7 protein-coding genes, 2 tRNA genes and 6 pseudogenes are annotated in these 10,175 nt (G+C 31.3%); 12 read left to right on the top strand and 3 right to left on the bottom strand.

The annotated features are described in order from the left end of the window. From JCM7501_RS11890 to JCM7501_RS11880, 3 genes and pseudogenes are all read left to right on the top strand, one after another. Window positions 1–588, top strand: a pseudogene (locus tag JCM7501_RS11890) (glutamate--tRNA ligase); the annotation flags it as partial. A gap of 98 nt (window positions 589–686) precedes the next feature. Continuing rightward, window positions 687–1,319, top strand: coding sequence for a SatD family protein (locus tag JCM7501_RS11885; protein ID WP_013150142.1), 633 nt, complete (start codon window positions 687–689; stop codon window positions 1,317–1,319). Continuing rightward, on the top strand, window positions 1,312–2,013 hold the full coding sequence (locus JCM7501_RS11880; RefSeq protein ID WP_028991472.1) for a DUF3307 domain-containing protein: 702 nt from the start codon (window positions 1,312–1,314) through the stop codon (window positions 2,011–2,013). The genes JCM7501_RS11885 and JCM7501_RS11880 overlap by 8 nt, the downstream gene beginning before the upstream one ends. Before the next feature lie 32 nt (window positions 2,014–2,045). Here JCM7501_RS11880 and JCM7501_RS11875 read toward each other — a convergent pair. Both JCM7501_RS11875 and JCM7501_RS11870 read right to left on the bottom strand, forming a co-directional pair. Beyond that, window positions 2,046–2,121 (bottom strand) — tRNA-Glu (locus tag JCM7501_RS11875). Between the two features lie 4 nt (window positions 2,122–2,125). Next, window positions 2,126–2,199: transfer RNA gene (locus JCM7501_RS11870), tRNA-Gln, on the bottom strand. A 143-nt stretch (window positions 2,200–2,342) separates the two neighbouring features. Here JCM7501_RS11870 and JCM7501_RS11865 point away from each other — a divergent pair. The 9 genes and pseudogenes from JCM7501_RS11865 (at window position 2,343) to holA (ending at window position 9,690) form a co-directional block, all read left to right on the top strand. After that, window positions 2,343–2,513 (top strand): DUF362 domain-containing protein, encoded by a 171-nt coding sequence (locus JCM7501_RS11865; protein WP_012994954.1) that lies wholly within the window; start codon window positions 2,343–2,345, stop codon window positions 2,511–2,513. Between the two features lie 117 nt (window positions 2,514–2,630). Continuing rightward, the gene (ilvE, locus tag JCM7501_RS11860; RefSeq protein WP_013150144.1) at window positions 2,631–3,506 is read left to right on the top strand and encodes a branched-chain-amino-acid transaminase; all 876 of its coding nucleotides are present in this window, start codon (window positions 2,631–2,633) and stop codon (window positions 3,504–3,506) included. A gap of 273 nt (window positions 3,507–3,779) precedes the next feature. Further along, window positions 3,780–3,998 carry a hypothetical protein gene (locus JCM7501_RS11855; protein WP_012994956.1) on the top strand — a complete coding sequence of 73 codons (219 nt, stop codon included), beginning with the start codon at window positions 3,780–3,782 and terminating at the stop codon, window positions 3,996–3,998. 72 nt (window positions 3,999–4,070) lie between these two features. After that, window positions 4,071–4,256, top strand: coding sequence for an aspartyl-phosphate phosphatase Spo0E family protein (locus JCM7501_RS11850; protein ID WP_012994957.1), 186 nt, complete (start codon window positions 4,071–4,073; stop codon window positions 4,254–4,256). A gap of 122 nt (window positions 4,257–4,378) precedes the next feature. Then, window positions 4,379–4,877 (top strand): annotated as a pseudogene (locus JCM7501_RS16015) (ECF transporter S component). Between the two features lie 76 nt (window positions 4,878–4,953). Then, a pseudogene (locus JCM7501_RS11840) lies at window positions 4,954–5,678 on the top strand (HAD family hydrolase). Further along, window positions 5,675–6,396, top strand: a pseudogene (locus JCM7501_RS16010) (MBL fold metallo-hydrolase). The pseudogenes JCM7501_RS11840 and JCM7501_RS16010 overlap by 4 nt, the downstream one beginning before the upstream one ends. Window position 6,397: 1 nt before the next feature. Beyond that, window positions 6,398–8,670, top strand: a pseudogene (locus JCM7501_RS16005) (DNA internalization-related competence protein ComEC/Rec2). A 4-nt stretch (window positions 8,671–8,674) separates the two neighbouring features. Next, a pseudogene (gene holA, locus JCM7501_RS11825) lies at window positions 8,675–9,690 on the top strand (DNA polymerase III subunit delta). A 26-nt stretch (window positions 9,691–9,716) separates the two neighbouring features. On the opposite strand, the gene rpsT reads toward holA, so the two are convergent. Then, a complete protein-coding gene (rpsT, locus tag JCM7501_RS11820; protein WP_012994963.1) occupies window positions 9,717–9,998 on the bottom strand; it encodes a 30S ribosomal protein S20 in 282 nt (93 codons plus the stop codon). Window positions 9,999–10,175: the final 177 nt, after the last annotated feature.

Here is a 10,175-nt window from a genome sequence, read left to right as displayed (position 1 = left end):
GTTTCAAAAAGCATAAAAGAATTTACTTTAGAAAGGGTATCAAAAAATCCAGCTGTTTACGATGTACAAAAGCTGACTTGGATAAACGGCCATTACATAAGGAATTACGATTTAGATAAGTTAACTGAAGCAGTTATTCCATTTTTGAAAGATAAAAACTTAATTAGGGAAGAGTTCGATTATGACTACATCAAAAAAATAGTAAGTATAGTAAGAGAAAGGGAAAAAACTCTAGTGGATATAGCTGATGCCATGAGTTATTATTTTACAGAAGTTAACGAGTATGAAGAAAAAGGAGTCAAAAAGTATTTTACTAAAGAGAAAGTCGCAGAAATTTTGAAAAAGGCAGCAGAGACTTTAAAAGAAGTAGAACCTTTTGATAAATTTACGACTGAGAAAGTTTATCGCAAACTTGTTGAGGAATTACAAATATCCAGCGGTGAACTTTTTCATCCTACTAGATTAGCTATTTCAGGGAGAACTTTTGGGCCAGGACTATTTGACATAATGGAACTTTTGGGAAAAGAAAGAACTATCCAGAGAATTGAAAAAGCTTTAGATTTTATTGAAAAGATGAAGAACCCATAAAAATATTGACATAATGTATAATTTTTACTACTATAGACAATAGTATTACCCTCATAAGGGTGATACTATTATTTTAACCCATGAAAGGGTGATAACGTGTGTATATAGTTATAACAGGCGACATAATTGGTTCAAGAGAGTTATTAGCCAAAGGGATTAAGAGGGAAAATTTTATAAAAGCGGTGGAAGAAGTAAATGAGGCGTGCGAAGATTATTTGCTTGTAAAGTTTTCACTCATGAGAGGAGATGAAATACAAGGAATTTTAAAACAGGTAGATTTTTTGCCAGCTGTCGTTAGGAATCTCAGATATAACTTTTTCCCTGCAGGTTTACGCATTGGAATTGGCATAGGATCTATTTCCACAGGTATAGAAAAAAATTCTTGGGAAATGGACGGAGAAGCTTTTTATAGGGCGAGAGAGGCCTTGTCTTTATGTGATAAAAATGCTATTACAATAGTGAAAACTGGAGATTTGTTTATAGAAGAAGCTACTACTGCTCTATTTACTTTATTGGATGCTTTACAGTCTAAGTGGACTAGGGCTCAATGGGAGGCAGTTATGAATTATGAAAAATATGGAACCTACAAAAAAGCGGCTCAAATTTTAAAAGTAATGCCACAAAATGTGGCAAAAAGGTGCAATGCAGCTAGATGGCAAGCTGTTGTAAGAGGGGAAAAAGCCATTGTCCGATTGTTGAAATTTGTATTGGAGGGCAATACAAATGAATAGCCAAAATTTTGTTTTAACATTGCTCTTTTTATTTCATGGTTTGAGTGATTACCTATTTCAAACAGACTCTATTGTGCTTAAGAAAAGTAAGGGACTAATTGAAGGATTTATAAAACATTTTTTGGTTGTGCTAGTACTAAACCTGTTGGTTTTACCCTTCTTTAAATTTAAAGCAATTTTGTTTTTAATATTTTTATCTTTTGTTCATATCATAATTGATTATTTGAAATATAAAATTGCAAAAACAGACAATGTTTATTTCTTTATAGGGGATCAAATCTTTCATTTTCTTACTATTTATTTTATTTCTTTAAAACTTATTGATGTCTTTTGTTTTTCCTATCCGGAAATCTACTTTAAAATATTTGCTGTATTCTGCATTTATATTTATGTCATTTTTGGAGGAGCAATTTTCATAAAATACGTGCTTTTAAGTCTAAATATTCATATTTCTAAAATGGAAATAACGTCTTCAGGGAAAATAATTGGTATGCTAGAGCGGACTTTGATGATGACGTTAATTGCCGTCAATCAAATAGCGGCAGCTAGTTTTGTGATTGGTGCTAAGTCTATTGCGAGGTATAAAGAGCTAGATAATAAAGATTTTGCAGAATACTACTTAATAGGGACGATGTTGAGTATGCTTATAGCTCTTTTTGGAGGGTTACTGATAAAAGCTATATTAAAAATATAAAGGCATCTACCGGATGCCTTTTCTTCCTTTATTGGTAGCCCCAAGGGGACTCGAACCCCTGTCTTCGCCGTGAGAGGGCGATGTCCTAGGCCGCTAGACGATGGGGCCATAATGGCTGCCGAACTAGGATTCGAACCTAGACCAGATGATCCAGAGTCACCTGTGCTACCATTACACCATTCGGCAGCGTCTTGACGAAAGTAATTATATCATAGGTTTTACAATTTGACAATACCCATTACCAAGGTTTTATTGGGCTGTTTACAATTCTGTATAAATAATTTATAATGTTTGTGGAGTTACATACTGTATACAGGGAGGGGAAAATAATGGCACATTACATTACCGACGAATGTATAAGTTGCGGAGCTTGTGCGGCGGAATGCCCGGTAGATGCTATCCATGAAGGGGATGGAAAATACGAGATCGACCCTGATACTTGTATTGACTGTGGTGCTTGCGAAGCTGTGTGCCCAACAGGTGCTGTAAAAGCTGAGTAACTAAAGCAAAAGGCCTCCATAAGGAGGCTTTTTGTTTTTACATTACATTGACTAAACTCTTTTAAAGTGATAAAATTTTACTAAATTAATTCGAAGTAAAGGAGGAGTCATAAAAATATGGGATTAGTATATGTAAATGGTGAATTTGTGGACAGTGAAAAAGCTTCAGTTTCGGTTTTTGATCATGGTTATCTTTATGGGGACGGAATTTTTGAGGGTATAAGGGCTTATGATGGAGTTATATTTAAACTTGATGAACACTTAAAAAGGCTTTACAGTATGGCGAAGGCTATTCTTCTTGACATTCCTATAACGATGGGAGAGATGAAAGAAAAGGTTATTGAAACAGTAAGAATTAATAATTTAAGGGATGCTTACATAAGGCTTGTAGTTTCAAGAGGAAAAGGTGATTTAGGCCTTGACCCATATAAATGTCCTAAACCCACAGTTGTAATAATAGCGGATAAGATTGCTTTGTATCCTGAATCTATGTATCAAAATGGTTTAAAAATTATTACTTCTACTTATAGGAGAAATTCAATACAGACTTTAGATCCTCAGATAAAGTCATTAAATTATTTAAACAATATACTCGCAAAAATTGAAGCAGTAAAAGCAGGATATCCAGAGGCTTTGATTTTAAATCAAGAAGGATATGTGGCTGAATGTACCGGTGACAATATTTTTATAGTTTCAAATGGTACGTTATATTCTCCTCCTTCTGCAGTAGGAGCATTAGGAGGGATTACAAGGGCTACGATAATAGATATCGCAAAACAATTAGGGATACCTTTTGAAGAAAAGTATTTTTCTTTATTTAATGTATATACTGCAGATGAATGTTTCTTGACAGGTACGGCTGCTGAAGCAGTACCAGTAGTGGAAGTGGATCATAGGGTAATCGGAGATGGGAAGCCTGGTCCTATAACGAAAAAGATAATAGAAGAGTTTAGAAAACTTACTACTGTTTTAGGGACAAAAGTATATGAATAAACAATTGCATGGATAACTTCCATGCAATTGTTATATAGAAGAGATATTTGTTATTCTAGAAAATTTTATAGAAGATATGATTAAACAAGTGGATTTAAAGCCAGGGATAAAGGCTTATCACAGATTATAATTAGCAACGAACAAGGTTTTAAATATTTTTTAAAATTATTATGGGTGAAATAAAAAAAAGTAAAAAATTTTAAATTTCAGCAGGAAATTTATAACATATATAGAATATATTATAATAAACATTTAAATGGGGAGAGTAGAGAGATGGGTGTAGTAAAAAAAATAGATGAAGAATTAAAACGGAGTATGGAGAACATTAAGGAAAAAATAAAGAGTGATGACATCTTAAATAGAATTCTAAATAAGGAAGCAATACAGGTAAATGAGGGAGAAATTGATTGGAAAGTAAAGTGTGGACAAGAAATTGTAGAAGTTTATAAGAAATTAGTTAATATAGTAGATAAATTAAAAGTTGTTTCTTAATAAAACCTATTGTAATTTTTGTATTATGATGGTAAAATTGTATATACGAACTCTTAAAAAGGGGTAACTGAAATGAAAAGTAATGAAGTGTTAGAAAAACAGATAAGTGTTTTAAGAAAAGAACTAGATAACCTTGTTACTAAAGAAGAGATTGATTATGAAAAAGTGCTTGATATAAGTCGTAAACTCGATGATTTGATTGTTTCATATATAATTACCAAAAAAGACAGGTATTCTACAGTGGGAAACTATATCTAAGCCTTTTTTAAAATTTAAAAAAGAGGCTTTTCTTTTTTTGTTATTATATTGTTATGATTGCACCATTACAATTGTATGCTATAATATAAACTATCATACATAAATTTGTTGGAGGTGAAAATATGGCTCAGAACAAGGTGAAAAAAATAGTATATGGGGCTTTTATGATCGCATTGGTTACTATCGGTACTATGGTGATTCAGATACCAACACCGGCTACAAAAGGATATATAAACGTGGGCGATTCTTTTATATTCTTAAGTTCTGCTTTATTTGGCTCTCTGATGGGTTTATAGCCGGAGGAATTGGCTCCGCTTTAGCGGATTTGTTGTCAGGTTATGCTTATTGGGCACCGTGGACTTTTATAATTAAAGGGATAGAAGGGTTGATTGTTGGACTTATGTATAAAAATATACTAATGAATATTTAAGGGTTGTTTTTCTTATTATAGGAGCTTTATGGATGGTGTTAGGATACTATATTGCAGGGGGAGTTATGTACGGTTTTAAAACTTCATTAGTTGATGTGCCAAGTAATTTAGTACAAGGTTTCGCAAGTATAATAGTAGGGTATATTTTGATACGTTTGATATCTCGATTGGAATTATTTAACAAAGCGTAGCAGGGTTTTTAAAACCTTGCTTTTTTTTATGCAAAAATATATCATTATATAGTGAAAGGAAATTGAGGTGATGACGATGGTAGATACATTTTTGTTTGACTTGGACGGGACATTGCTTCCTGTCGATACGGATAAGATGTTAGATGAATACTTTTTAAGCCTTACAAAAAAACTTTCTTCTCTATTTGATCCTCATTTTCTGTTTAAAAGCCTTTATAGTGCTAGCATGGACATGATAAACAATTTGGACCCAAACAAAACCAATGAAGAGGTGTTTTTTGAGTCTTTTTTAGAAAAAGTTAATTATCCAAAAGAAGAATTGGATGTACTTTTTGAAGACTTTTATTTAAATGATTACAAAGAATTGGGGAAAAATATTAAAGCTAATGAATATGTCAAGAAGTCTTTAGAGATTTTGAAAGAAAAAGGCTATACACTTGTTTTAGCTACTAATCCTGTATTTCCAAGGATTGCAATTTTAGAAAGACTTAAATGGGCAGGTCTTACTGAAAGCTATTTCGATTTTATAACTACTTATGAAAATATGCATTATTGCAAACCTCACATACAATACTATGAAGAGATATTAGAAGTTATAAATAAAAAACCTGAAAATTGTTATATGGTGGGAAATGATGTAGAAGAGGACTTGATAGCTTTTAAGTTAGGAATGAAAACATTCTTAATTGAGGACTATATGATAAATAGAAATTCAAAGATATAATAGTGACACAAAGGGGTAGTTACCAAGATTTATATGAGTTTGTTTGTAGCTTTAAGGAGGGAGGTAAAAATTTATGAAAGTCACAGTATTAGGATGCCATGGGCCTTTTCCTGGACCTTATGGTGCTACTTCTGGATATTTAGTAGAAGAAGAAAATACTCATATTTTATTGGACTGTGGCAGTGGAGTTATAAGCCGATACCAAAGGTATTACGATTTGAATAGATTGAAATACATAGTTTTGTCTCATTTACACTCTGACCATGTGGCAGATATGATGGTTTTAAGATATGCTCTTGATATTATGAAGTCAAGAGGTATGTTAACTGAACCGGTAAAGGTATATTGTCCACAAACACCAGAAAATGTTTTAGAGGATTTTAAGTTTAAAGATGTGTTCGATTTACACATTGTAAATGGAGAAACTATATTAAATTTAGAAGGTATAGAGATTTTTTTTAAAAAATGATGCATCCTGTGGAGACTTATGCTGTGAAGATGAAAAAAGGAGAGAAAATCTTTGTATATAGTGGTGATACTACTTATAATGAGGATTTAATATCTTTTGCAAACAAAGCCGATTTATTCCTATGTGATGGAAATTTCTTGACAGGAATGCAAGGGCCCCATTTAACTGCTGCAGAAGCTGCTGAAATTGCTAAAAAAGCTGAGTGTAAAAAACTAGTTTTAACTCATTTGTCGCCGCTTATTTTTATCAATGATTATTATGAAGAAGCGGTTAAGTTTTTTGAAAATACAGAAATTGCAAATGACTTTGAAGTTTATGTGATATAAAATGAAATTTCCATTTTTATATCTCACCATAGCTCTTTCTTTGGGAATAATAATTGGAAGATATGTTTTTTATTCCTTTGCTTTCTTGATTTTATTAGCAATTTCAGTGGCTATTTCTTTGTGGGGATATTTGAAAAATAAAAATGTTAGTTTGCTTCTCTTAATTTCGTTTATTTTTGTAGGGGCAATTTTAAGTAGCAATGCTATTAATTCTCCCAATCCTTATATAAAGTTTGAAGGGAAGTTTACAACTATAAATGGCAAGGTGAAAGAAGTAAAAGAATATGAAAGCTATGCTAAATATATAGTTAAACCGCCTAAAATACCTAAAGTATTGGTTACTCAATATGGGGGCGAATATCCTTCTGAAGGAGATATTGTAAGCATAAGAGGGATAATTTCAATTCCCCAAAAAGCGACAAACCCAGGAGGCTTTGATTACTATCTTTTTTTAAAGAAAAAAGGAATATATGCATTAATGAGGGTAGATGAATATGCGGTTGACATTGTAAGCAAAGGCAATTTAAATTTTATTGAGAAGGTTATATATGCTGCAAAAGAAAAAATAGAAGTTAATTATATTAATTCAATGCCCGAAAGAGATGCAAAATTTGTTATGTCACTCATTTTAGGAGATAAACTTATTGGACATGAGACTTTGGAGCAATTTAGGACAGCAGGTATTTCACATATTATTTCGGTATCAGGAATGCACGTAGCAATTGTAACAGGTTTTGTACTTTATATGTTAAGTCTTTTTAACATCAGAAGGTATAAAATTCCAATTATTATAATTGTATTGATCTTCTACGTAGTTTTAACAGGAGCAAATCCGCCAGTTATAAGAGCAGCTCTTATGGCTTCTATCGCTTTAATTGGAACTACCTATGGTAAAAAACATAATTCTATAAATTCTCTGTCTTTTGCTGCTTTTTTGATATTAATATTTAATCCTCTAATGCTATGGGATGTCGGCTTTCAACTTTCGTTTGTTGCCACTTTAGCCATTTTGTATTTTTATAAGCCAATACAAAAAAATTATCAATGCTAAATCCTAAAATACGAGATTTAATTGCTATAACTTTTTCTGCTCAAATCGGTACAATTCCTCTTACTATGTATTATTTTCACTATATATCCATTATTTCCTTTTTATCCAATATTGTAATAGTACCATTGGCAGATGTGGTAGTTGTTTTGGGATTTTTATCGGCTATTATAGGACTTATTTTACCTTTCCTGTCCTATTTCATAAATTATATAAACATACCTTTTGTAGAAGCTATTTTGTACATAACGAATTTACTCAATAGCTTTCCTTATGCTAGTATAAATACTATTATTCCTCCTCTTTATGTAATTGTTTTGTATTATGGAATTTTGGCAGTTACATTCAGTAGTTTTGACAGAAAAACGAAAAAGATTTTTATTACAATTGCCTTGACTTTTATGATAACCTTTTTTTCTTATAATTATATATTGCCTAAAAATTTAGAAGTGACTTTCCTGGATATAGGACAAGGGGATAGTACTTTTGTAAGAACACCTCATGGCAAAACTTTTTTGATAGATGGGGGAGGCAGACCTTTAATTTCAATTTCTTCTTTTGATGCTGGAGAGGATATACTACTTCCATTTTTGTATTATAAAGGTGTTATGAAACTTGATGGAGTTTTTATATCTCATACTGACATCGACCATGTAGGTGGAATACTTACTATTTTACAACAAATGAAAGTTAACAAAATCTTTGTAGGAATACAAAAAATTGCTGATGACAATTTCAAAAAATTGATGGAAATTGCAAAATCAAAAAATATTCCAGTTGTGTTTTTAAAAAGGGGTGATAAAATCAAAGTAGATGGTGTAGAAATATATGTGTTACATCCTGATCCTCTAAATTTAATAGAAGAGAATCCTATAAATAATAATGGACTTGTTTTTAAAATAAAGTATAAAGATATGGAGTTTTTGTTTACAGGTGATATAGAAAAACCAGCCGAAGAGATTTTAAAAAATCTAGACATAAAGGCTGATATTCTAAAAGTACCACACCATGGGTCCAGTACTTCATCTTCAAAAGAATTTATCGAAAAAATCAATCCGAAAGTATGTATTATCCAAGTAGGCAAAAATAGTTATGGACTTCCCCATGAGAGAGTGCTAAAATCTCTTCAAGAAAGGTGTATAGTGTATAGAACAGACAAAAATGGTGCTATTATTGTAAAGACAGATGGGAAAAAAGCTTATATAAAGACGGTTCTTAAGGAGTGAAAGGATGACTTACAAAGAGCTTTTAGACAGCTTAAAGAAGGGAGAAATACATAATTTATATCTTTTTTACGGAGAAGAAAGATATTTGCTGTTAGACGCTATTAAAAAGTTTAAGTCAAAGCTATTAAAAGAAGAAACTTATGAGATGAACTACATAGTCATTGAAAAAAATGACCCAGAAGAGTATGTAAATGCTATCATTGAAAGTTGTGAGACTTTGCCGTTTTTTTCTGAATATAAATTAGTTTTAGTAAAAAACGAGGAGGACCAACTTTCAAGATTGAATGATAAAAGTTTAAAAAAGCTTATGAATTATATTGAAGAAAAGACTGACATGCCGGAGAACAAAACGGTTTTGATTATCGTAGGTGGTGAAAAGATAGATTTGAGAAAGAAATTTAATAAATTAGTAGAAAAAATTGGTAAAATAGTATATTTTCAAAGACTTTCTTTTGAAGAAGCTGTAAATTATACAGGCTATTTCTTTGTAAAAAGTGGGAAAAAGATAACTAAAGCTGATGCAGAATACCTTGTGAAAAGTGTAGGAACTGATTTGTATGCTATTGTTAATGAAATACATAAAGTGATTTGTTATTCGGACAGCGAAAAAATAGAAATGGAAAAAATGAAAGAAGTCCTTAGTATAAACCTGCAACAAAACATTTTCAATCTTGTTAGTGCCATAGGGAGGAAGAAAGAAAAAGAAGCTTATAAAGTCTTATACGCCTTTTAGAAAAGGGAGAAGTACCTCTTATTATATTATCCATGATAATAAGACAGATGAGGCTCATTGCTAAAATCAAAACTTTTGAAGGAAAATTTGTAGATAAAAGGAGTATAGCATCTTCTTTAGGAGTGCCATATTTTGTAGTAGAAGAACTAACAAGACAAAGCAAACTTTTTAAAAAAGAGGATTTAGAAAGGGCATACAAAGAGTGTTTAAAATGTGATATTGCCTTGAAAACAGGGGGAGATAGCAATTTAACATTGGAAGACCTTATAAAAAAATTGTGTAAATGATAAAAAGCGTACTTTAAAGGTACGCTTTATTCGTTACTTGCTGATTTTAAAAGCGCATTGAATTTTGCATAAAGTCTGGATTTTTTTCTTGCTGCTGTGTTTTTGTGAAGAACTCCTTTTGTGACAGCTTTGTCCAATTCCTTAACAGCAAGTCTTAATTTTTCTTTTATTGTTTCTATATCTCCTGTGGCTAAACTTTTATTAAAGTTAGAAATAAATGTTTTGACTCTTGATTTTATCATTTTATTACGCAAAGTCCTTTTTGCAATAACTGATATTCTTTTCTTTGCAGATTTTGTATTTGCCAAAACTTTCACCTCCTCAATCGAAATTAATTTTACCACGGAAGAAATAGTTTTTCAAGGATTAATACATTTTTTACTTTATCACATCGGTTTGAAATTATCAACATTTATACAGAAAAATTTTTTCTCAATACTATGGTAAATATAGTAAAATTTATAATTTTAAATCTAAATTATGAA

The organism is Thermoanaerobacter thermocopriae JCM 7501 (assembly GCF_001310975.1).
Taxonomy (GTDB): Bacteria; Bacillota; Thermoanaerobacteria; order Thermoanaerobacterales; family Thermoanaerobacteraceae; genus Thermoanaerobacter; species Thermoanaerobacter thermocopriae.
The sequence above is the reverse complement of the archived record's forward strand: the minus strand, read 5'-3'. Positions and strand labels throughout refer to the sequence as shown.

What these genes read in the sequence shown, in the direction of transcription:
- ilvE (WP_013150144.1), top strand. Translation starts at nt 2,631, where the DNA reads ATGGGATTAGTATATGTAAATGGTGAATTTGTGGACAGTGAAAAAGCT.
- JCM7501_RS11850 (WP_012994957.1), top strand. Translation starts at nt 4,071, where the DNA reads ATGAAAAGTAATGAAGTGTTAGAAAAACAGATAAGTGTTTTAAGAAAA.
- JCM7501_RS11880 (WP_028991472.1), top strand. Translation starts at nt 1,312, where the DNA reads ATGAATAGCCAAAATTTTGTTTTAACATTGCTCTTTTTATTTCATGGT.
- JCM7501_RS11855 (WP_012994956.1), top strand. Translation starts at nt 3,780, where the DNA reads ATGGGTGTAGTAAAAAAAATAGATGAAGAATTAAAACGGAGTATGGAG.
- JCM7501_RS11865 (WP_012994954.1), top strand. Translation starts at nt 2,343, where the DNA reads ATGGCACATTACATTACCGACGAATGTATAAGTTGCGGAGCTTGTGCG.